The sequence below is a fragment of the Streptococcus sanguinis genome (assembly GCF_050234405.1).
Lineage (GTDB): Bacteria > Bacillota > Bacilli > Lactobacillales > Streptococcaceae > Streptococcus > Streptococcus sanguinis_W.
Genome location: NZ_CP092117.1, coordinates 2,144,516 through 2,166,265, shown reverse-complemented (window position 1 = coordinate 2,166,265; position 21,750 = coordinate 2,144,516). Strand labels below are relative to the sequence as shown.

The following is a 21,750-nucleotide window of genomic DNA, read 5'->3' as shown; positions in this document are numbered from 1 at the left end:
ATGGATCAGCTGCGCATTAAGGATTTGGAAGTGTATGCTTATCACGGTCTGTTTGGAGCGGAAAAGGAATTGGGCCAGCGTTTTGTGCTGGATCTGATTTTGGACTATGATATGACTCGGGCTGCTAAAACAGGCGACCTGACAGCTTCTATCCACTATGGAGAATTGGCTCAGGATTTGACCCACTGGTGTCAGGAAAGCAAGGAAGACTTGATTGAGACGCTGGCTTATAAGCTGATTAATCGGATTTTTCTGACTCATCCTTTGGTGCAAAAGGTCAGCTTGGAGGTCAAGAAGCCTTGGGCACCAGTTCCGCTGCCTTTAGAGACCTGCTCAGTTAAGTTAGTGCGTCAAAAGCGGAAAGCCTTTATTGCTCTGGGCAGCAATCAAGGCAGCCCAGCTGCCAATCTGGATGCAGCTCTGGAAAAAATGGCAGAGCAAAATATAAGAATTTTGCAGGCATCAAGCCGTATCGAGACAGAGCCTTGGGGTGGCATTGAGCAGGATCCGTTTCTCAATCAAGTTGTTGAAGTTGAGACTTGGCTCAATCCTGAGGAGTTAATGCAGACCCTCTTGGCTATCGAAGCGGATATAGGGCGCGTGCGGGATATCAAATGGGGACCTCGTGTGATTGATCTGGATATCCTTTACATAGGGCAGGAGGAGATATACAGTCCGGGCTTGATTGTTCCTCATCCTTATGTGGCTGAGCGGGCTTTTGTCTTGCAATCTCTGGTGGAAATCGCCCCACACTTTGTCGATCCCGTGAAGAAAAAAAGCATCCGCCAGCTCTGGGATGCGGTTGAAAAATGAGAAAAGAAACTTGTCGTAAGGCAAGTTTTTTCATTGTCTGAACTTTCTCTGAACTTGCCCCTATATACTGAAGAAAAATCAAAAGGAGTTCAGTATGGAACATATAGTGAAAATAGAAGGAGTCTGCAAAAAGCATGGCAGCAAGCAGATTTTAGAAGATATTTCTTTTACAGCTAGAAGCGGTCGGATTACAGCTTTTCTAGGCCCGAATGGTGCTGGTAAAAGTTCGACCTTGAGGATTCTCTTGGGATTAGATCGGGCAACGTCTGGGACTGCGACTTTTGATGGGCAAACTTATCAGTCGATGACTTATCCGCTCAGAACGGTAGGTGCAGCCTTTGATGGCATTGGCGGTCTGCCAAATCGAAAGGTCTATGACCACTTGAGGATTATTGCGGCGAGTAATGCTATTTCCAAGTCTCGAATCGATGAGGTTTTGGAGATGACTGGAATTGCTCATAAGAGGAAGGACCTTTTGTCAAGCCTGTCTCTGGGGGAAGGTCAACGCTTGGGTTTGGCAGCAGCTTTGCTGGGTGATCCTCAGTTTCTTATATTAGATGAGCCGACTAATGGCCTGGATCCAAGTGGGATTAAGTGGTTTAGAAAGTTCATCCGTCAGCAGGCTGATTTAGGGAAAACGGTACTTCTATCTTCTCATATCCTATCAGAGGTGCAAATGGTGACAGATGATGTAGTCTTGATTCATCATGGGCGAATTATTGAGCAGGGACGATTGGAAGAGGTGCTGCAAGATTCAGACAGTCTAGAAGATCTCTTCTTTGATTTGACAGAGGAGGTTTAAGATGAAAGAAACGATGTCCTTATTGCATTCAGAATGGTTGAAAATTTGCTCAACCAAGGCTTTCAAAGTGAGTATGGCCTTCATGCTGCTATTGGTGCCTATCGTATCTTGGCTGGAGGGTCGGCAGTATTTATCTGTCGGCTTGGATGCCACACCTGAGACGGTTCCCGGCCTGGCAGAAGCCATTGATCCGCTGGAATATCTAGGCCTCAATGGGGCTTCTATGGCAGGCATGGTTTTGGTCATCTTAGCTGGAATTTTGGGAGCTATGGAATTTCAGTCTCATAGCTTGAGAACCAGTCTCTTGACCTGTAATAACCGCCTGAAGTTGCTTGTGGGGAAACTCATGACCTTTGCTTGGTTTTCTCTTGCCAGTAGCTTTTTATCGATTTACTTTAGTTATATGGTCATGCACCTAGCTTTAGGAAAGGAAGGGCTTAATCCAATTCTGCTCAATCAAGCAGCTTGGAGTTTGATTTTGTGGAAAATCTTATCTCTAACCTTATTAGGAATCCTTTCATTTTTGTTAGGTTTATTGGCTCGGACCATGCTAGTTCCTCTGCTTTTTCTCGTACCCCAAATCTATAATTTAGGAAACTACCTAGCTGCTCACACGAGTTGGGGGGCTTATTTGCCACAGCCAGCAGGAGAGTTGTTTGCTGCAACGCCAACTTCCCAATATGCCAACAATCCCTTGCGAGGGCTGTTGATACTTGGTGCATGGTTGCTAGTCATCGGCGGCATGGCCTCTCTGCGCTTTTTGAAGACGGATTTAGGAGGGCGATACTGATGATAAAAGCTCTGCTTAGAAGCGAATGGATTAAGTTCCGTTCTTACTATCTCGCTCTTGGTGCAGCCTTGGTGGCTCTGGTAATCGTTCCATTTTTTCTGATGAATCTTGACTACAGTCAAACAGCAGTTGGCCAGACGAAGGCTCTGAGCGAGGTTTTGCATGCCCTCTATCTGGCGCAGCCTGTTATCGTCATCTTTACTTCCCTCTATTTTGCTCAGGAGTTTGTCAAGTCTGGGATGCGAACGAATTTTCTAACCGTATCAAATAGAAGGGCTTGGTTGGCTGGGAAATTCCTTTTTCTGTTCTTGCTGCTCTTGGTTCTCTATAGTGTCATTATAAGTAGCTGTTTCTTTGTTATGCTGGCTCGATTTGACCTAGACTTTAGCTGGTCCTTACTGGGGAAATTCCTTTATTACAGCTTTTTTGGTCTTCTCAGCAATCTTTTTCTGGCTTTTTTAACTGCCGGCCTCGCTTTGCTCTTTCAATCTTGGGTTGTGCCGGTGTCGGTGCTCTTTCCTCTCTTGATTGGTCTCAGTCGTTTGTTGGCAACTTTCATCAAGGAAGCAAAATACCTGCCCGATCTGGCTACCCTAAATCTTTTTGAGTATGAAGGGCTTCAGCATTCAATAGATATATCAGGGCTGGGAATACAGCTGTTATGGTTAGCTTTGGTTTGGAGCTCTGCTATATTCTTAACCTTGAAACGAGATGTTCGCTAGAGGTATGCTATAATGGAAATTATGAGACAGTATCGTATTTTGGTGGTTGATGACGACCGGAGCATTTTGAAGCTAGTGAAAAATGTCCTAGAGCTCGACGCTTATGATGTGACGACGCTTGATCGGATAGAAGAGCTAGAGCTGACGAATTTTGTCGGATATGACTTGATTCTACTGGATGTGATGATGGAGCCTGTTAATGGTTTTGAGCTGTGTTCCTATATTCGTCCTCATTTTTCGTGTCCAATCATCTTTTTGACGGCTAAGGAATTGGAGGCGGACAAGGTGGAAGGGCTCTTTCGTGGAGCAGATGACTATATTGTCAAACCTTTTGGGACCAAAGAATTGCTGGCGCGTGTCAGAGCTCATCTTCGGCGGGAGGAAAGACGTGAGGAGCGATATTCTGAAATTGCTTCTTGTCAATTTTATCCAGAGCGCTATGAAGTTGCCTGTTTTGGTAAAGTCTTGAAATTTTCAGAGCGAGAGTTTAAGTTGCTACATTTACTAGCTAGCAATCCCAAGCAGACCTTTTCAGCTGAACGCCTGCATACCTTGCTTTACCCAGAAAGCTCAGAAACACAGCTTCGCTCCATCTCAGAATACGTATATCAGATTCGTCAAAAATGCAAACAAGAAGGGTTGCAAGCAATCGCAACAGTGAGAGGAGTAGGCTATAGATGGCAATTAGAACCCGAAATTTCAAAAGCCTAGTCTGGACAACCAGTTTGAAAATCGTCTTTTTTCATGTTTTGATTTTTGTGCTTATAGGCTATGAATTTACGCAAGGAAGTAATCACGTTCTTTTTACCTTGTTCTTTTGGGCAGGAAGCTTGCTGCTGATTACTTTTTATCATATTTTGAAATTGCTCCGAAAAATCGACAGGGAAATAAAAATGCTAACGAGCGAGAAGCTTTTAGAAGAAAATCAAAGCCAGCTTTTTCGGATTGAGGAAATGCTAGAAGTCTATAGCGATTTACGGAGCAGCCATCAAGAAAATGCTCGTCTTCTAGAAAAAGAGCAGCAGCATAATCAGGAGTTGATTTTACAGCTATCAGCGACATCGCACGATTTGAAGACGCCCCTAACTGTGATTAAAGGGAATGCTGAGCTCTTGGAATTGGCGCAGTTGGGCCAGCCACAGGCAGACTATGCTGCTGAGATTTTGCAGGCCAGTCACAAGATGGAAGAGTATTGTGGCTCTTTGATTGATTACGCTAAGACTTTTCAGATTGATTCTAATCAGTTCAGTCAGCTTTCCTTGGAGGACTTTTTGGCTGATTTACAGGACGACTGGGCACTGTTCAGCAAACAGGAAAACTATCGTTTCTACCTCCAAGAAGATTGTGATCTTAGTCTGATTTTGTCAATTCATTTGGACTATCTCAAGCGAGCTTTGCTCAATATTTTACTGAATGCGCTTGAACATGCAGACCAGAATCAAAAGGAAGTCAAGCTGACGGTATCAGTGCAGCAGGACCAGTTGGTTTTTGCTATCTGGAACAACGGTCCTGTATTTTCAGAGGAGATGCTGCTGGGAGCGGAACAGCTCTTTTATCAGAGTGACCAAAGCCGCAATTCAGCTAATCCCCATCATGGTATCGGCTTAGCCTTTTCTAAGCAGGTAGCTCTCCTGCACGGTGGTCGTCTGACCCTGCTCAATCCAGACCAAGGAGGAGCCTGTGTCGAGTTTACTGTAGCCTTGGAAAGCAAATAACAAAGGAAATCAATCAAGATGATAAAAGAGAGTGGGACAGAAATCGGTAATTCGTTAGAATTCGATTTCGTCGTCCCACCTCCGCACAGTTGAGTAGGGCTGTAAAAGCTGATGGAATCAGCGTAGTAGAGCCCACTCAACCACTGCGTCTTGCTCGACAATCCAAAGACAATTGAGAGGCTAGGACTTTTGTACCAGCCTCTTTTTTACCGCTTTCTTCTTGACAAAAGATGTAAAGGGGACTATACTATGTTTAAAAAGTAAAAGTCGTTTTACATCATAAAAAGGAGGCAGCCTTGGAAAATCGAATTCAAGAATTGCGAAAAAGAAAAAAGCTCAGCCAGGAGGAACTGGCTGAGAAGCTAGAGGTTACGAGACAAACGATTATTTCTTTAGAAAAGGGCCGCTACAATGCCTCGCTGCTTTTGGCTCATAAAATTGCATCCTTTTTCAATTTAAGGATTGAAGAAGTGTTTCTCTTTGAGGAGGATAAATCATGAAATGGACTTATTTGTGTAAATGGATATTGGCTATTTTGGTGGTGGTTGGCTTGTTTTATCTCCATTTGCAAGCCAATTTTATCCCTAAGGAAATCCTGCCTTTTGTGGGAGTTATATTAATTGTGGTGATTTTGAAAATTTTTCAAGTGTATGAAAAATAGGAGGCTGACATGGAAACATTAACTAAACAAACATTTCGGAAAAAACTTCAAAGGAAAGTTATCGTGGGGCGTATCTTGACCTTTATCATCTTGGTAGGACTGGCCTGGAGTCACTTTCATTCTCTGGATGATCAGCAGGAAGGAGTCATGGTCGGCATCCTGCTGGGGCTTGCTTTGATGACCATTCGGTATAATCTGGCCCTAAGACGGGAGGAAAATTTTGAGAAGCTCTACATTCAGGTGACTGATGAGCGCAATCGCATGATTGATGAAAAGACCCGCACTCTGCTTTTTAATATTCTTTTGCTGCTGGCAGCGTGCTTGAGCGTTTTGTCTATGGTTTTCCCAATCATCTTAAGTCTCAATCAGTTTCTGACCTTGACCATTATCCTGGTTTTGGGACTTTACTATCTCTTGCGCTTTCTCCTGTCCAAGCGTTATTAATAAAAAAAGCTGGCAGAGCCAGCTTCCTCAACAAGCTTTTAACAGAGCTTGTTTTTATTTTCTATAAAGTCGATCATACTGGTAAACGGGGTCCATGGTTACATGGATACCTAGCTTACGCAGGACGTTTTTGTCTTCATCAGTCAGAGTGACAGTGGAGTGGGCCTCGCTGCCCTTGAGATTGCCGAGTTGTTGCATAGCATTTGCCGCATCTTGATTTTCCATAGCTGTGATTGCCAGAGCCATCAAGATTTCGTTTGAGTGGAGGCGAGGATTACGGCTTCCCAGATGATTGATTTTCAGACCTTGGATTGGCTTGACATACTCAGGCTCGATCAGCTTGGTCTCTTTGGCAATATTGGCTAATTTCTTAATGGCATTGATCAATACAGCAGCCGTAGGGCCAAAGAGTTCAGAGGTTTTACCGGTTACGATTTCACCATTTGGCAATTCCAAGGCCAGAGCTGGCTCACCAGTGGTTTCAGCCTTATCGCGTGCTACAACTGTTACCTTACGGTCCAGCGGTGTGATGCCCAGGTCGTTCATCAAGAGTTCGATTTTCTTGACAGCAGATTCAGAAACGCGCTCTGCCTTGAAGTCCAGAATCGTCTGGTAGTAGCGACGGATGATTTCCTGTTGGGATGCCTCGATAGCCGCATCGTTGTCTACAATGGCAAAGCCGACCATGTTGACGCCCATGTCTGTTGGAGAAGCATAAGGTGATTTTCCAAGGATGCGCTCCAGCATACGTTTGAGGACTGGGAAAATTTCAATATCACGATTGTAGTTGACTGTAGTCTTGCCGTAGGTTTGCAGGTGGAAAGGATCAATCATGTTGACATCGTCGAGGTCTGCCGTCGCTGCCTCATAAGCTAAATTGACCGGATGGTGCAGGGGCAGATTCCAAACGGGGAAGGTTTCAAACTTGGCGTAGCCTGATTTGATGCCATTGATTTGGTCGTGGTACATATTGGATAGGCAAGTAGCCAATTTACCAGAACCAGGACCAGGTGCGGTTACTACGACTAGATTACGGCTGGTTTTGATGTAGTCGTTTTTTCCCATACCTTCAGGCGAGATGATATGGTCCATGTCGGTCGGGTAGCCCTTGATCGGGTAGTGGATGTAGGAGGCGATGCCATTCTTTTCCAGCTGGCTGCGGAAGAGGTCCGCCGCCGGCTGACCGGAATACTGGGTGATGACCACTGAGCCTACATAAATATCCAGCTCGTTAAAGGTATCGATTAGTCGCAGCACTTCCTGATCATAGGAAATGCCCAAATCACCACGCGCCTTGGAGTGCTCAATGTTGTTAGCATTGATAGCAATGACAATCTCTACTTGGTCCTTGAGCTCTTTGAGAAGTCTGATTTTATTATCCGGCTCATAGCCTGGCAGGACGCGGGCAGCATGGAAGTCTTCCAGCATTTTACCGCCGAATTCCATGTAAAGTTTGCCCTCAAATTGATTAATGCGCTCCAAGATATGGTCGCGCTGCAGGTTTAAGTATTTGTCAGAATCAAAAGCAATTTTTTTCATGTATATTTTCACCTCTGCTAAGCATTATAACAAAATTTTCTTCAAATTGGAAAGTTGAAAGGGGAAGTATCAGACAAAAGAGATAGCAGCCCGAATGAAGAACGGGCTGCCTTTTCAATTAATAGTTGGTAATCGTGTCCACTGTTGAGCGATCCAGCTTTTTGACCAAAGCTTGCAGGAAAGCTTGGGCTTGCAGGAAATCGTCCATGGCATAGAGAGTTTGGTGAGAATGGATGTAGCGGGCGCAGACACCAATGGTAGTAGATGGTACGCCGCCGCTTTGGAGATGGGCAGCACCAGCATCCGTTCCGCCCTTGCCGCAGTAGTATTGATACTTGATGCCAGCTTCCTCAGCAGTTGTCAAGAGGAAGTCTTTCATAGCTGGCAGCATGAGATGACCAGGGTCGAAGAAGCGAATCAAGGTTCCGTCGCCGATGGCACCTTGACCGCCATAGATGTCGCCTGCTGGGGAGCAGTCCACAGCCAGAAAGACCTCAGGGGCAAATTTTGTTGTTGAAGCATGGGCACCACGCAGGCCCACCTCTTCTTGAACATTGGCGCCGACATAGAGTTGGTTGCCTAGTGGTTGACCAGACAAGGCTTGAGTCAATTCGCTGACCATAAGGACACCGTAGCGATTGTCCCAGGCTTTGGAGATGATATTTTTCCCGTTAGCTGTGAGAATGGCAGAGCTGTCTGGCACAATCGTGTCTCCTGGACGGATGCCGTAGCTTTCAGCTTCCGCCTTATCCGCAAAGCCGCCGTCAAAGACAATATCTGCAATCTGTGGCATAACTGGTCCGCCAGATCCGCGCGTCAGATGAGGAGGGACAGAGCCTGAGATAAGAGGGATTTCCCGATCTTCACGGGTAAAGAGTTTGAAGCGTTGACTGCTCACGACCAGCGGGTTCCAGCCGCCGATTTCCACTACGCGGAAGGTCCCGTCAGTTTTGATCTCGCTGACCATGAAGCCAACCTCGTCCATGTGGGCCGCTACCAATACACGGGGAGCATTTTCAGCTTCTGCATGGCGTACCCCAAAGATACCGCCCAGACCGTCGGTGACGACCTCATCGACATGGGGAGTGATTTTTTCCCGCAGGTAGCTGCGAACAGGCGCCTCGTGACCTGAAATAGCAGAAAGCTCGGTTACTTCCTTGATTTTTGAAAATAATGTTGTCATAAACTTACCTTCTTTCTGCCCCCTATTTTATCACTTTTTACGGTAAATGAGTAGGGAAATCTTATAGCTTGTATGAATCAAGAGGACTGCCCGCTTAGGAATCCAGCTTCTCTCAGGAAAATCTGGAATATTGTTTGTCGCCTCTGCTCTTTTGTGTTAAAATATTCTACATGAAAGCTAAAAAAATCATTTTAACCACAACCGCCCTTTTGGGGGCTGGAGCGCTGGCTTTTGGAGCAGCCAAAGTCGTACAGGAGCAGAAACGACTGCGTAATCGGGAGGAAATCGTCGAGCTTGTGCGAGATTTCTTTTCCAGTCAGGGTACTATTTCCTGCCTTTATGTCAAGCTCTACGAGTCCACAGATGAACGCTTGGTTGGTGGTCTGGTCCTAGAGGACGACCGTCATTTTGCCTTTGTCTATGAAAATGGTCAGCTAAGCTACGAGGAAGAAGCATGATTTTTCCTGTGAATTTAGAGGAATTGGCTTCTTATGTAAATGATGGGGAGAAGACTGTCTTCTTTTTCACGGCTGACTGGTGCGGAGATTGCCGATTTATCAAACCTTTTCTGCCAGAGATAGAAGCGGAAAATCCTGACTATCGCTTTATCCAAGTGGACCGTGATGCCTATCTGGATCTGGCCAAAGAGTGGGACGTATACGGGATTCCCAGTTTAGTAGTGCTGGAAAAGGGACAGGAGATTGGCCGTCTGGTCAATCGTGACCGCAAGACCAAGGGCCAAATCAATGAATTTTTAGCGAGTATGAGAGAAAAAGGGAGCGTAAAATGATTTTTACCTATAATAAAGAACATGTCGGCGACGTGCTGATGATTATTGCTGCGGACAATCAAGGAGCTAAACTGGCAGCTGAGCGCAAGGGACGGGTAGCGCGTGTTTACCGCGAAGATAATGGCCAGACTGTTGGTTGGAATATTTTTGAGCAGTCAGACCTTTTTGAAATTGCAGAGTGCGGACAGGTCTTTTTGACAGATGAGCAAGTGGCTATTCTCAATCAGGAGCTGAGCAAGGAAGGCTTCCCAGCGGACTTGGTTAATGACAGCCAGCCGAAGTTTGTGGTTGGAGAAATTGTTGATATGGTAGCTCATCCAGATAGTGATCACCTGAATATCTGCCAAGTGCAGGTAGCTGCTGATAAGACCGTTCAAATCGTGGCTGGCGCTCCTAATGCCAAAGTCGGCCTCAAAACGATTGTGGCTCTGCCAGGTGCTATGATGCCTAAAGGGAATTTGATTTTTCCGGGAGAACTTCGAGGCGAAAGGAGTTTTGGTATGATGTGCAGCCCACGGGAACTTCAGCTGCCTAATGCGCCTCAAAAACGCGGCATCATTGAATTAGCCGATAGTGAACTAGTTGGAACTGCCTTTGACCCAGCCAAACATTGGCAGGGATAAAAATAAGGATTCAACATCATAAAAAGCTCAGAAATAGGCGAGGTATCCTATAGCAATCGAAATATAAAATAGAGCGAATCGATTTGTGTAGTCGTTTCGCTCTTTTTTTATAGTAATAAATTTAGCGTTATAAATCTATCTCATGCTAATGCTAGAGAAAATAAATGATTAACAGATGAAAAATCAATCTAACACAATGATGAGAATAATGAATCTGCTTCTTACTCATTTTTCTGTCATAGAAAAAACTTACTGAGGTCAAAATTAAAAGAATGGATATTAAAGTTTTCAGTAAAAAATTGAAGAAAAATAAATTCAGAAGGGTTAGGAAAAATAAAAACGAACTGATGATTAATGAGATTTTGGAACTGCCCATTTTCTTTTTATAAGCGAAATAGGTTGAAAATAATAAAAAAATGGAATAAACAAAAACTATATAGTTCATTAGATATCCTCCGTAATCTAAAGTGATTTGTCTTACCAATCACCACACTGTCTCAAAAGAAGACGCTGTCGCTATTGCTTTGCGAGTCGGTTGATGATTGAGGAGTGGCTGTGGGAATCTGGCTCGGAGTGCTGTATTTGTATTGGTAGATAAGGCTGTTTAGGCCGTGGTCTTCCAATAATTTGAGGCGTTTTCTCTTGAAAACAATACCGATGAGTTGGCTATCAGGATAGGCATAAATCTTATGACGGGGATGGTTAAAGGCTGCAAAGTCATGGAAGCCGTCCTCCATCCAAAGACTAATCTCGGATTCTTCACTGTCTCGGCTGTAGCGAGCATGACTAATCTGCTGCATAGGAATGCAGTAGGTGGCAGCTGATAAGAGTCCGCTATAATAGTAGGTTACATTTTCGTGGTCAAAGGAGAGGATAGTCGCATGAATGGTTAGCCTGCGAATAGCAAAGATAAGGAGCAGTAAGAAGAAAGCAGCAACCAGCAGACTAAGGACAAAGAAACTAGTGTCTTTGTAGGGGTTGGAGCTAGTCAGGTAGTCTACGGCAGCCCAGGCGGAAAAACCTCCGAACCACAGAGAAATCAGGATAAAAAGAAGATTTTTCACAGGCGAATGTTTAATGGTCATCGGAGCCTCCGTTGTACAAGTCTAGTAGGAAAGGGGCAGAAGCTGCAACTTTCCTTTTTATCTATACTATACCACATTTTTTTCACTTTTTGCCTCCTATTACGAATGATAAGTTAGGAGGATATAAAATGTATAATAAAGTAATTGTAATCGGTCGGCTGACGGCTACGCCTGAACTGCACAAGACTGCGAATGAAAAATCTGTGGCCCGCGCAACGGTCGCGGTTAATCGCCGTTATAAATCTCAGAGCGGTGAGCGTGAGGCGGATTTTGTAAATGTGGTTGTCTGGGGGCGTCTAGCTGAGACTTTAGCCAGCTATGCAAGTAAGGGCAGCTTGATTTCTCTGGATGGTGAGCTGCGGACTCGTCGCTATGAGAAGGAGGGGGCGACTCATTATGTGACAGAGGTGCTCTGTCATAGCTTCCAGCTCCTAGAAAGTCGGGCTCAGCGCGCTCTGCGTGAAAATAATAGCGGAGCTGATTTGGCAGATTTGGTGTTGGAAGAAGAGGAACTTCCCTTTTAAGCAAGAAGCAAAGACTGGGAAATGACCCAGCTCTAAAAATTCATCATTCAGTTTTGCAGGATGCAAGATCTGTTTGACTGAATTCTATTTCTCTCAAGCTTATAAAAGTTTAATTATGATTACTGAGGTGGGAGCAAGAATCAAAAATCATGAATTTTTTAGATTCTGTCTCGCCTCTTTTATTATGGCTATTTCTGGAAAGATTTTGCTTTTTGGTGGCTTTGTAATATAATAATCCTATATGTTTCATAAAGGTGCTTGCGGCGTAGGAGGTGAAAAATGGTATCAGCTAAGGTCAAAAGACGGATACGGCATTATCAAAAGAAGGCTCTCTGGCCGCTTTTCATTCTGCTTATCTTGGGTTTGCTTTTTGTTTATTTCAAGGGCGTTCTGCCAGATGAGAAGCAGGTCAAGATTGGGGTGACTTACATGACCATGAACAATGACTTTTACAAGACCTTAAATGCGGAGCTGGAGAAGAAAACCAACCAGCAGGGCAGCAGGCTCTACGTTCGGGATCCTGAGCTGGATGAGGGCAAGCAGAGCCAGCAGATTGACTTTTTTATCCGAGAAAATGTTGATGTCATTGTTATCAATCCGGTGAAAAGCAATAGTCCAAGTATCATTTCCTCTCTTCAAAAGGCTAAGAAAGCTGGGATTAAAATCATCGTAGTGGATGCGCCTATCAGTCAGGATGTAAAAGTGGATACGACCATTGTGTCTGATAACTACCAAGCAGGCGTCCTGATTGCCCAGGACATGATGAAGCGTCTGCCTTCTGCCAATATTCTCCTTCTAGAGCACCGCAATGCCGTCTCGGCCATGGACCGGATTCAGGGATTTATTGATACGATTGAAAAACAGCCTAGCTACAAGATTATTTCCCAGAAAGAAACACTAGGCCAGACTGAGGAAACCATGCCGCAGGTCAAAGGGGCTCTGGATGAAGGTTTAGACTTTAATGTAGTTATGGCGCTCAATGATCGAGCAGCCATCGGGGCCTTGGCTGCTATTAAAAATCAAGGTCTTGATAAGAAAATCTCAATCTATGGCGTGGATGGTTCACCAGATATCAAAAACTTTCTGGCTACGACTAGCGATATAGAGGGAACCGTGGCCCAATCGCCCATTCAGATGGGACGCAAGGTGGCGCAGGTAATTGAGCTGATGCAGGAGGGGAAATCTTACGACAGCCAATACCTGATTCCCGTTCACTTAGTCAACAGAGATAATATCAGTCAATACACAGTTACAGGGTGGCAATAATGAGACCTCAAAAAAGTATATTTTACAGCAAAATAGCCCTGATGGTTATCAATCTGGTTGCCATTGTCTATAATGCGTCTATCTATCTCTTTGCGACCAACTATGTGGCGGCTAAGGGCTTCAGTCACTCGCTTTTGGAGCGTTTGGATGCCATTCCCGGCTCTCCCAGCTTGATTTTCTGGGTATCAATTAGCTTGTATGCCTGCCTGCTCTTGGTCATGTACTATCGCGAGCGCCACCCTAATCAGCTGTCCGTCTATGACAAGGCGACTATTATTGAAATCCTGCTCATGCTGGTCATCTTTTCCGTCCTGCATTCGTCCTACAATGGCTTGATTCTCTTGGTGTTTGCGGATATTTTCTATGGCTCTAAGGAGTTCAATTCTTCCAAGGACAAGAAGTACTGGTTTTCTTTCATTATTTTGAGCTTTGGCATGCTGCTCTTATCCAACTATGACCTCATGTCGCTCTTTATCAAGCTGCCTTCTTTAGATACCTATATTCGGTTTTACCCAGAGTCCGTCCGGCTGTTACTGCTTTTTGGTAAGAACTTCCTCTACTCCCTCAATATCGTCGTCTTTATGATTTCCTTGCTCTTCTATATCTTATCGGCTATTACGGAGCGTCATCGGATTGAGGAAGAGCTGCGCATGGCTTCTCAGGCCAATCGCGAGTTGAATTCTTATCTGGCCTTGTCTGAGAAAATAGCAGAAGATCGAGAGCGAAAGCGGATTGCCAGAGAGATTCACGATACATTGGGCCATGCCCTGACAGGAATTTCGGCGGGTATTGATGCGGTCAAGGTCTTGGTTGATATTGATACCAATCGGGCTAAGGAGCAACTCAATAATGTCTCTGTCGTCGTTCGAGATGGTATCCGTGATGTCCGCGGCTCGCTCAATAAGATGCGGCCGGGAGCTCTAGAAAATAACACTTTGAAGGAAGCTCTGATTAAGATTATCCGTGAGTATGAAGCCATCTCCAATTTGGAGATTCATCTCCGCTACGAATGGGATAATATTGACTTGGATATTGCCAAGGAAGACATTGTCTTCCGGGTGATTCAGGAGTCTATTACCAACTCTGTCCGCCACGGCCATGCCAAGACTATCTGGATTGAGTTGCTGGAGGAAGAGTCCTATGTAATGACCATTCAGGATGATGGTGTTGGTTTTGATGAACTCCACTATGGCTATGGCCTCAAGCAGATGCAGGAGCGCCTAATGATTATTGGCGGAAGCGTCCGCTTTGAAAATCGGGACGGTTTCTACACGCATATCGAAATCCCAAAAATAGGAGGAAGACATGATTAAGGTTTTAATAGCAGACGATCAGGCCTTGATTCGCGAGTCTCTGCAAATCATCCTGTCAGCCCACGCAGATATTGAGGTTGTCGGGACAGTCGGAGACGGCAAGGAAGTGCTGGAAAAGCTTCATCGGGTGCGCCCAGATGTGATTTTGATGGATATTCGCATGCCAGTCATGGACGGTGTTCTCTGTACTAAGGCTGTCAAAGAGCAGTATCCGGATGTTAAGATTATCATTCTGACGACCTTTGATGACGATGAATTTATCTTCTCCGCTCTCAAATACGGTGCATCTGGTTATATTCTTAAAGGGGTTTCGACAGAAGAACTTCACGAAGCCATTCAGACAGTCTATCGAGGCGGAGCTATGATCAATCCCAATATTGCCACCAAGGTCTTCAAAATCTTTTCACAGATGGCCCAGTCCAATTTTGCTATTACAGTGACGGAGGAAAATATAGAGGACATGAGCCGGACGGAGTGGAAGATTATCCAGCAGATTGGCTTTGGGATTTCTAATAAAGAAATTGCTGCCAAGCTCTTTCTGTCAGAAGGGACAGTCCGAAATTACCTGTCAGGCATCCTAGCCAAGCTAAACTTGCGCGACAGAACCCAGCTGGCTATCTGGGCTGTGCAGACCGGAGTCACCCAGAGAGATTTTAGTAAGGAAAGCGATAAATGAAGTGGAGACTGAGACATTTGGCCCTACTGGTTGTACTGATTATATCTGTTGCTTTGGCTTTTGTCTTTTGGGCTTCAGCTCAGGAAAAAGTCCTTCGTATCGGGGTCTATGCTGGCTCTAGCTGGGATGTGCCTAACAGCCGCGAAAACAAGGTCTTGGACAGCTTGATTAAAAAATTTGAAAAGACGCATCCTCATGTCAAGGTCGTCTACGAAAGCGGTATTCCCAAGGATGATTATGCTGACTGGTTGGCAGAGCAAGTCTTGAAAGGCGAGCAGCCGGATCTCTTTATGGTACCGGAAAACGACTTTAGCATGTTGGCTTCGACTGGCGCGCTCAAATCCTTGGATACCCTCTTAACGGATGATGAACGGACAGCCTTTTATCCAGTGGCTTATGAAGCTGGGCAATATCAGGGAGTCAGCTATGCTCTTCCAGTTGAGAGCAATCCTATCATGATGTGTGTCAATAAAGACCTGCTTGAAAAAGAAGGGATTAGCATTCCTGAGTCAGGTTGGACCCTGACGGATTTCTATGAGATTTGCAAGAAAGTAACCAAGGATACCAATGGCGATGGTGTGGTGGATCAGTACGGTATTACGGATTACACTTGGCAGCAGGCTCTGGTAGCTTACGGCGGTCATCTTACCGATAAATCCGGTATCAATGTAGACAGCTCAGAGATGCACCAAGCCTTGGCCTTTATGAGCAAGCTAGACATGCTCAGCCAGCACTATAAGGTGACTTCTAATGATTTTGATGAGGGGCGCGTGGCTTTCTATCCTATGAGTCTGGCCCAGTATCGGACCTACAAGCCCTACCCTTACCATGTTGCCAAGTATTCTAGCTTTTCTTGGACCTGTATCCCGATGCCGACAGCCAATAGCCAGGTGATGGGAACACAAGTTAAGACCTCGCTCTTTGCCATGTCTTCCAATACTAAGCAAGAAAAGTTAGCTTGGGAATTTATGCTTTTGCTGTCACAGGATAAAGAAAGTCAGCAGGCCTTGTTTGAAAAATCGCAGGGGACCTCAGTCTTACCATCTGTGGTGAAAAGTCAACAGGCTAGAGAAATCTTACAAGCTGATGATTTTGGCTTGGATTCCTTGACTTCTGAGAGGCTAGACCACATGATGAATCGCTCTATCATTGACATCAGTCTAGAAGTAGACCGTCATACGATGGACCGGATGGACTATCTGATTCAAAATGCTATGCAGAATCAAGAGATTGACAGTGCCTTGCCGAGCATTCAAAGAGAAATAGAAAGCGGAAAATAATCTGCTTTCTTTTTTATTGCCAATTAAATCAGAAAAAGCACAGCTGACTAGACCAATATGACAAATGTCATATTTTTCCTAACAAATGTCATCTGGGCAAAGTGACATTTGACAATATGAAACCGGTTCCATATTCTGTACAATAAAATCATCAATAAATCCTTCGTCATCTAAAGCCTGACTTGGCTAAGAAGTTGAAGGATAAAGGAGGCAGTAAAGATGAAATACCTTGTACTGGTCAGCCATGGGGGACTGGCTGCAGGCGTGCAGAGTTCCTTGAAGATGTTTGCCGGAGATAAGACGGATCAGGTGATTGCGGTCGGTCTTCAGGAAGGCGAGTCAGTTGATGATTTTGCAGTTGATTTTACTCAGGCCTTGGCTGGCTTAAGCGCTGATGACAGTGTCTTAGTGCTGGCCGATATTGTAGGAGGCAGTCCTCTGACGACAGCAGCTAGCGTCTTAGCTGACATGGGTAAGCTCGACTCAGCAGTTATCTTGGGAGGTTTGAACCTGACTATGGGACTGACTGGCTTGGTTATGAAAGACATCTTAGACGGAAAAGAGCTGGCTCAGGCTATCCTTTCCGAGGCCACAGCTGCTTTGCAGGAATTTGAAGTCGTAAGCGATGTAGCTGACGAAGATGAAGACGACATTTAGTGCTTCCGCTATACATTATAAAAGATAAAAGGAGATTTTAAAGATGACAGTATCATTTGTACGGATTGACGACCGCATGATCCACGGTCAAACAGTCACTCGCTGGGCTAAGGAATACCCTTGTGATGGCTTGATTGCAGTTAATAATGCAGCCGCAGGAAACAAGGTTTTGATTCAGGCCTACAAGGGAGCTTCTGACAAGAAGACTTTTGTTTGGACCAAGGAAGCCTTCAAGGAAAAATCAGGCAAGGTCACCGAGTCAGACAGCCGCTATTTCCTCATTACGAAAAATCCCGTGGATATGAAGGAAATCCTAGTGGACCAAGGTTTTGTACCTGGGGATGTTAAGGAAATCATCGTTGGTCCGGCTAATGACCGTCCGGGAGCTGTTAAGCTGGGCAACAACCAGTCTATCACTCAGGAAGAGGCAGAAGCGATTGAAGCGATTGAAAAAGCTGGTTACAAAGTCAAATTCCAGCTCTTGCCTGATGTTTCCATCGGTTACTGGAGCGATTTCAAGTCTAAATTTGGTTTTTAATTACAATAATGAAAAGGAGAGTCTATTATGACAATTTCTTGGCTGCAAGCCGCTTTACTGGGTCTTTTTGCTAGTTTAGCTTCTATGCCTGGTATGGGTGGTTCTAGTATTGGTAACTACACTCTGGGACGTCCTCTGGTCGGAGGCTTGATTAGTGGCTTGATTCTTGGAGATTTAAAAACAGGGATTATGGTTGGGGTAGCCCTTCAGGTCCTCTATATCGCTCTGGTAACACCAGGTGGTACAGTTTCCGCTGACGTGCGGGCGATCTCTTACATTGGGATTCCTCTCGCAATCTTGTTTGTTCACTCTAAAGGAATCACGTCTGAATCTGCTATCGCTGCAGCAGCTGCACCAATCGGAGCAGCAGTTGGTACTATCGGTACAGTTCTCTTCTATGGAACAGCTACTACAAACTTGCTTTGGCAACATATTGGTTGGAAAGCTGTTGAAAAAGGCGAATTCAAAAAGCTTTACGCTGTTGACTGGGTCTATCCTTGGATTTCCCACTTTGTCTTCTCTTTCCTTCCAACCATGATCATCACGAAGTTTGGTCCGAATATGGTTGAACTGATGAAAACCCACCTGCCAATGGATGGCTTCATCATGAAATCCCTCTTTACAGTCGGAGCTCTTCTCCCATGTGTCGGTATTGCTATTCTCTTGAAACAAATCGTTACCAAGGCTGCTGACTTTATCCCATTCTTTGTGGGCTTCACCTTGGCTAAGTCACTTGGTCTTAATTTGGTTGCCAGTGCAGTTGTTTCATTGATTTTTGCAGTAATTTACTATGAATTGGAAGTAATCAAATCAGCTCGAGTAACCGCACCGGCTGGTGGAGCTGACTTTGATGACGATGAGGAGGATATCTAAGATGGCTGAAAGAAAGAAAATAACTAAAAAGACTTTAGCGAAATCATTCCACCATTGGTACTATGGTCATTTGACTTGCTTCTCTCAAGAGCACATGCAGACTTTCGGCTACTTGACCTCTATGCTGCCAATCGTGGAAGAACTCTACAAAGACAAAGCTGAGCAGAAAGAAGCTATGCAGACCTATACAGCTTTCTTCAATACAGAACCTCAGCTTGGAGCTTTGGTAGTGGGGATTACAGCTGGTTTGGAAGAAGCGCGTGCCAATGGTGACGCTGTTGACGGCGAAACTATCAATGGTATGCGTGCCGGTCTCATGGGACCTATCGCGGGTATCGGTGACTCTTTGGTAGTTGGAACTTTGATTCCAGTTCTGCTGGGGATTGCCCTTGGCCTCTCTAAAGGTGGAAATCCTATCGGCGCTCTCTTCTACATCCTTGTCTGGAATGTTCTCATCTATGGCGGTATGCGCTTTGCCTACTTCAAAGGCTATGAATTAGGGGACAAGGCGGTAGAGTTCCTTGTAGGACCTAAAGGACAGGCGCTTCGTAAGGCAATCAGTGTCATTGGTGGTATGGTTATCGGGGCAGTTGCTGCAACTTGGGTATCTGTAACGACTTCATTAGAGCTGAAAAATGCTGATGGCGAAGCCTTCCTGAAGCTGCAAGAAAAAATTGACGGTGTTTATCCAGGGCTCTTAACGGCTGGCTTTATCACCCTTTGCTGGTGGCTGATGGCCAAGAAAAAAGTATCACCAAACCTCGTTATGCTCCTCTTGGTTGTCATTGCTTTGATTGGTGTAGCGCTTGGCATCTTTGACCCTCAACTGAAATACTAATCCTCGCTCAATTTTAGGCTGGCAGTAAGTCCGATGTGCTGCTAGTTTAATATAAATTTGTTTGAGCAGAGTAAAAGAAAGAATGGAGAAGATCATGACAGAACAAGAATTGATTCAAGGCTATGAAACAGAAATTCACTACCAGAAGCATATGATTGAAAATCTAGGACGCTGGTTCAGTCTCTTCTTTGCCATTGCCAGCATCGGTCTTGTTCTGATCTATCTCTTTCATGAGACCAATCTCCTAGCACTGATTGCAGGAATCGTTTTATCTCTACTAGGGATCTTAGCCATGCTCGTATTTGGCTATGGTATCTATAGAGGACGCCTAAATCTGCAAAAAGTGATTGATGATTTTGAAGCAAAACTAAAACTTGCAAGATAGACATTCCCCCTAAAGACAAGTCTGAGAGGATTTTAGCTCGGACTTGTTTTTTTGAGTTTAGGACCAAGCGAAGAAAAAATAAAATTTTTCTTTCATCTAGCCGGTTTTTTTCTTGACTATTTCTGACCAAGTGATAAAATAATAACTATAGATTAGCACTCGATAGTTTAGAGTGCTAAAAAATCAATCTTTGGAGGAAAACTATGTTAAAACCATTAGGAGACCGTGTGGTCTTAAAAGTAGAAGAAAAAGAGCAGAAAGTTGGCGGATTTGTCATTGCAGGCAACGGCCAAGCAGCGACTAAGACAGCTGAAGTTGTCGCAGTCGGTCAAGGTATTCGTACTTTGAACGGTGAGCTGGTAGCCCTGAGTGTCAAGGAAGGAGAGAAGGTTCTCGTAGAAAATCACGCAGGCGTGGAAGTCAAGGACGGAGATGAAGCTTATCTCTTAGTCAGTGAAGCCAATATTCTAGCAGTTGTTGAGTAAGATTAGAAGAGAGGAATAATAAAATGGCAAAAGATATTAAATTTTCAGCAGATGCAAGAAGCAGTATGGTTCGTGGAGTTGACATCTTAGCAAATACTGTCAAGGTGACTTTGGGTCCTAAAGGCCGCAATGTCGTTTTGGAAAAATCCTTTGGCTCACCCCTTATCACCAATGACGGTGTAACCATTGCCAAGGAAATCGAACTGGAAGACCATTTTGAAAACATGGGCGCTAAGCTGGTGTCAGAAGTAGCTTCAAAGACCAACGATATAGCTGGTGACGGAACAACAACAGCAACTGTTTTGACACAGGCTATCGTCCGCGAAGGGATTAAAAATGTTACAGCTGGTGCTAATCCAATCGGTATCCGCCGTGGAATTGAAGCAGCCGTTGCGACAGCTGTTGAAGCCCTGAAATCTAACTCAGTACCAGTTTCCAACAAGGAAGCTATTGCTCAGGTTGCTGCCGTTTCTTCTCGCAGCGAGAAAGTCGGTGAATACATCTCTGAAGCTATGGAAAAAGTTGGCAATGACGGTGTTATTACCATCGAAGAGTCCAAAGGGATGGAAACTGAGCTAGATGTAGTTGAAGGAATGCAGTTTGACCGCGGCTACTTATCTCAATACATGGTAACCGACAATGAAAAAATGGTAGCCGAACTGGACAATCCTTACATCTTGATTACTGACAAGAAAATTTCTAATATTCAAGAGATTCTGCCATTATTGGAAAACATCTTGAAAACCAATCGTCCGCTTTTGATTGTTGCGGATGATGTGGACGGTGAAGCTCTGCCAACACTTGTTCTTAACAAGATTCGCGGGACCTTTAATGTCGTAGCTGTTAAGGCACCAGGCTTTGGTGATCGTCGTAAGGCTATGTTGGAAGATATCGCTATCTTGACAGGCGGTACAGTGATTACAGATGATCTTGGCTTAGAGCTCAAGGATGCTACGATTGAAGCGCTTGGACAAGCTTCTAAAGTCACTGTTGATAAGGACAGCACTGTGATTGTAGAAGGTTCAGGCAATCCTGAAGCCATTGCTAACCGTGTGGCAGTTATTAAGTCACAGATTGAAAGCAGCACTTCTGAATTTGACCGTGAAAAACTGCAAGAACGTCTGGCTAAATTGTCCGGTGGTGTAGCTGTGATTAAGGTTGGAGCTGCAACCGAAACAGAACTCAAAGAAATGAAACTCCGCATCGAAGATGCCCTTAATGCAACTCGTGCAGCGGTAGAAGAAGGAATCGTCTCAGGTGGTGGTACTGCCTATATCAACGTACTGGACGCTGTCGCAGGTCTTGAGTTGGCAGGGGATGAAGCGACTGGTCGTAACATCGTTCTCCGCGCCTTGGAAGAGCCTGTCCGTCAAATCGCTCTGAATGCAGGCTTTGAAGGTTCAATCGTCATTGACCGTCTGAAAAACTCTGAAGTTGGTACAGGCTTCAATGCAGCGACTGGCGAGTGGGTTAACATGATTGAGGCTGGCATCATTGACCCAGTTAAGGTGACTCGTTCAGCCTTGCAAAATGCCGCTTCTGTTGCCAGCCTTATCTTGACAACCGAAGCAGTAGTAGCTAATCAACCAGAACCAGCTAGCCCAGCTCCAGCTATGGATCCAGGCATGATGGGCGGTATGATGTAGAAAATAACGGGATTATATATTTCTATAAATTAGATATAATCTTTATCTTACATTTATCAATTAGAAAACTGAGCAGATTTGTTCAGTTTTTTTATTGTGACT

General features: G+C 44.8%; 27 protein-coding genes. 24 read left to right on the top strand and 3 right to left on the bottom strand.

Going from position 1 to position 21,750, the window contains the following annotated elements; genetic code table 11:
- From folK to MFP28_RS10485, 9 genes are all read left to right on the top strand, one after another.
- Positions 1–813: a 2-amino-4-hydroxy-6-hydroxymethyldihydropteridine diphosphokinase gene (folK, locus tag MFP28_RS10525; RefSeq protein WP_002907439.1), complete on the top strand. Its 813-nt coding sequence runs from the start codon at positions 1–3 to the stop codon at positions 811–813.
- Between the two features lie 94 nt (positions 814–907).
- A complete protein-coding gene (locus MFP28_RS10520; protein ID WP_002907438.1) occupies positions 908–1,615 on the top strand; it encodes an ABC transporter ATP-binding protein in 708 nt (235 codons plus the stop codon).
- Position 1,616: 1 nt separating this feature from the next.
- Positions 1,617–2,405 carry a lantibiotic ABC transporter permease gene (locus MFP28_RS10515; protein WP_002907437.1) on the top strand — a complete coding sequence of 263 codons (789 nt, stop codon included), beginning with the start codon at positions 1,617–1,619 and terminating at the stop codon, positions 2,403–2,405.
- Positions 2,405–3,127 (top strand): ABC transporter permease, encoded by a 723-nt coding sequence (locus MFP28_RS10510; RefSeq protein ID WP_002907436.1) that lies wholly within the window; start codon positions 2,405–2,407, stop codon positions 3,125–3,127. The genes MFP28_RS10515 and MFP28_RS10510 overlap by 1 nt, the downstream gene beginning before the upstream one ends.
- Positions 3,128–3,139: 12 nt before the next feature.
- Entirely contained in the window at positions 3,140–3,838 is a 699-nt protein-coding gene (locus MFP28_RS10505; protein WP_002907435.1) for a response regulator transcription factor, read from the top strand.
- Positions 3,805–4,842: a sensor histidine kinase gene (locus MFP28_RS10500; protein ID WP_002907434.1), complete on the top strand. Its 1,038-nt coding sequence runs from the start codon at positions 3,805–3,807 to the stop codon at positions 4,840–4,842. The genes MFP28_RS10505 and MFP28_RS10500 overlap by 34 nt, the downstream gene beginning before the upstream one ends.
- Before the next feature lie 296 nt (positions 4,843–5,138).
- Positions 5,139–5,342: a helix-turn-helix transcriptional regulator gene (locus tag MFP28_RS10495; RefSeq protein WP_002907433.1), complete on the top strand. Its 204-nt coding sequence runs from the start codon at positions 5,139–5,141 to the stop codon at positions 5,340–5,342.
- Positions 5,339–5,503, top strand: coding sequence for a hypothetical protein (locus tag MFP28_RS10490; protein WP_002907432.1), 165 nt, complete (start codon positions 5,339–5,341; stop codon positions 5,501–5,503). Before MFP28_RS10495 ends, MFP28_RS10490 begins: the two co-directional genes overlap by 4 nt.
- Positions 5,504–5,512: 9 nt before the next feature.
- Positions 5,513–5,947, top strand: a complete 435-nt coding sequence (locus tag MFP28_RS10485) for a hypothetical protein (RefSeq protein ID WP_002907431.1) — start codon at positions 5,513–5,515, stop codon at positions 5,945–5,947.
- A gap of 54 nt (positions 5,948–6,001) precedes the next feature.
- Here MFP28_RS10485 and MFP28_RS10480 read toward each other — a convergent pair whose 3' ends face one another.
- Together MFP28_RS10480 and pepA are read right to left on the bottom strand one after the other, a co-directional pair.
- Entirely contained in the window at positions 6,002–7,486 is a 1,485-nt protein-coding gene (locus MFP28_RS10480) for a DUF1846 domain-containing protein (protein WP_002907430.1), read from the bottom strand.
- Between the two features lie 118 nt (positions 7,487–7,604).
- Complete coding sequence (gene pepA / locus MFP28_RS10475) at positions 7,605–8,669, bottom strand: glutamyl aminopeptidase (protein WP_002907429.1); 1,065 nt, start codon at positions 8,667–8,669, stop codon at positions 7,605–7,607.
- A gap of 170 nt (positions 8,670–8,839) precedes the next feature.
- On the opposite strand from pepA, the gene MFP28_RS10470 reads away from it, so the two are divergent.
- Genes MFP28_RS10470 through ytpR form a run of 3 tightly spaced genes read left to right on the top strand, consistent with a single transcriptional unit; the run spans position 8,840 to position 10,082 of the window.
- Entirely contained in the window at positions 8,840–9,127 is a 288-nt protein-coding gene (locus MFP28_RS10470) for a DUF4651 domain-containing protein (RefSeq protein WP_002907428.1), read from the top strand.
- A complete protein-coding gene (locus MFP28_RS10465) occupies positions 9,124–9,459 on the top strand; it encodes a thioredoxin family protein (RefSeq protein ID WP_002907427.1) in 336 nt (111 codons plus the stop codon). The genes MFP28_RS10470 and MFP28_RS10465 overlap by 4 nt, the downstream gene beginning before the upstream one ends.
- Entirely contained in the window at positions 9,456–10,082 is a 627-nt protein-coding gene (gene ytpR / locus MFP28_RS10460) for a YtpR family tRNA-binding protein (RefSeq protein WP_002907426.1), read from the top strand. Before MFP28_RS10465 ends, ytpR begins: the two co-directional genes overlap by 4 nt.
- Positions 10,083–10,579: 497 nt before the next feature.
- Here the strand turns inward: ytpR and MFP28_RS10455 are convergent, their stop codons facing one another.
- Complete coding sequence (locus tag MFP28_RS10455) at positions 10,580–11,167, bottom strand: hypothetical protein (protein WP_002907425.1); 588 nt, start codon at positions 11,165–11,167, stop codon at positions 10,580–10,582.
- A gap of 128 nt (positions 11,168–11,295) precedes the next feature.
- Between MFP28_RS10455 and MFP28_RS10450 the strand changes: the two genes are divergently transcribed.
- The 12 genes from MFP28_RS10450 (at position 11,296) to groL (ending at position 21,648) form a co-directional block, all read left to right on the top strand.
- The gene (locus tag MFP28_RS10450) at positions 11,296–11,691 is read left to right on the top strand and encodes a single-stranded DNA-binding protein (protein WP_002896737.1); all 396 of its coding nucleotides are present in this window, start codon (positions 11,296–11,298) and stop codon (positions 11,689–11,691) included.
- 279 nt (positions 11,692–11,970) lie between these two features.
- Positions 11,971–12,957, top strand: coding sequence for a substrate-binding domain-containing protein (locus MFP28_RS10445; RefSeq protein ID WP_002907422.1), 987 nt, complete (start codon positions 11,971–11,973; stop codon positions 12,955–12,957).
- Positions 12,957–14,270, top strand: coding sequence for a sensor histidine kinase (locus MFP28_RS10440; RefSeq protein WP_002907421.1), 1,314 nt, complete (start codon positions 12,957–12,959; stop codon positions 14,268–14,270). Before MFP28_RS10445 ends, MFP28_RS10440 begins: the two co-directional genes overlap by 1 nt.
- Entirely contained in the window at positions 14,263–14,946 is a 684-nt protein-coding gene (locus tag MFP28_RS10435; RefSeq protein WP_002896732.1) for a response regulator transcription factor, read from the top strand. Before MFP28_RS10440 ends, MFP28_RS10435 begins: the two co-directional genes overlap by 8 nt.
- Positions 14,943–16,226, top strand: coding sequence for an ABC transporter substrate-binding protein (locus MFP28_RS10430; protein WP_002907419.1), 1,284 nt, complete (start codon positions 14,943–14,945; stop codon positions 16,224–16,226). The genes MFP28_RS10435 and MFP28_RS10430 overlap by 4 nt, the downstream gene beginning before the upstream one ends.
- 219 nt (positions 16,227–16,445) lie before the next feature.
- The gene (locus MFP28_RS10425; protein ID WP_002903468.1) at positions 16,446–16,883 is read left to right on the top strand and encodes a PTS sugar transporter subunit IIA; all 438 of its coding nucleotides are present in this window, start codon (positions 16,446–16,448) and stop codon (positions 16,881–16,883) included.
- 43 nt (positions 16,884–16,926) lie between these two features.
- The gene (locus MFP28_RS10420) at positions 16,927–17,421 is read left to right on the top strand and encodes a PTS system mannose/fructose/N-acetylgalactosamine-transporter subunit IIB (RefSeq protein ID WP_002896729.1); all 495 of its coding nucleotides are present in this window, start codon (positions 16,927–16,929) and stop codon (positions 17,419–17,421) included.
- A 27-nt stretch (positions 17,422–17,448) separates the two neighbouring features.
- Positions 17,449–18,294, top strand: coding sequence for a PTS mannose/fructose/sorbose/N-acetylgalactosamine transporter subunit IIC (locus MFP28_RS10415; RefSeq protein WP_002896728.1), 846 nt, complete (start codon positions 17,449–17,451; stop codon positions 18,292–18,294).
- Positions 18,278–19,132, top strand: a complete 855-nt coding sequence (locus MFP28_RS10410) for a PTS system mannose/fructose/sorbose family transporter subunit IID (RefSeq protein WP_002896727.1) — start codon at positions 18,278–18,280, stop codon at positions 19,130–19,132. The genes MFP28_RS10415 and MFP28_RS10410 overlap by 17 nt, the downstream gene beginning before the upstream one ends.
- 94 nt (positions 19,133–19,226) lie before the next feature.
- Positions 19,227–19,517 carry a hypothetical protein gene (locus MFP28_RS10405; protein WP_002914474.1) on the top strand — a complete coding sequence of 97 codons (291 nt, stop codon included), beginning with the start codon at positions 19,227–19,229 and terminating at the stop codon, positions 19,515–19,517.
- Positions 19,518–19,720: 203 nt separating this feature from the next.
- Positions 19,721–20,002 (top strand): co-chaperone GroES, encoded by a 282-nt coding sequence (groES, locus tag MFP28_RS10400; protein WP_002907416.1) that lies wholly within the window; start codon positions 19,721–19,723, stop codon positions 20,000–20,002.
- 23 nt (positions 20,003–20,025) lie between these two features.
- A complete protein-coding gene (groL, locus tag MFP28_RS10395; protein ID WP_002896724.1) occupies positions 20,026–21,648 on the top strand; it encodes a chaperonin GroEL in 1,623 nt (540 codons plus the stop codon).
- Positions 21,649–21,750 lie beyond the last annotated feature (102 nt).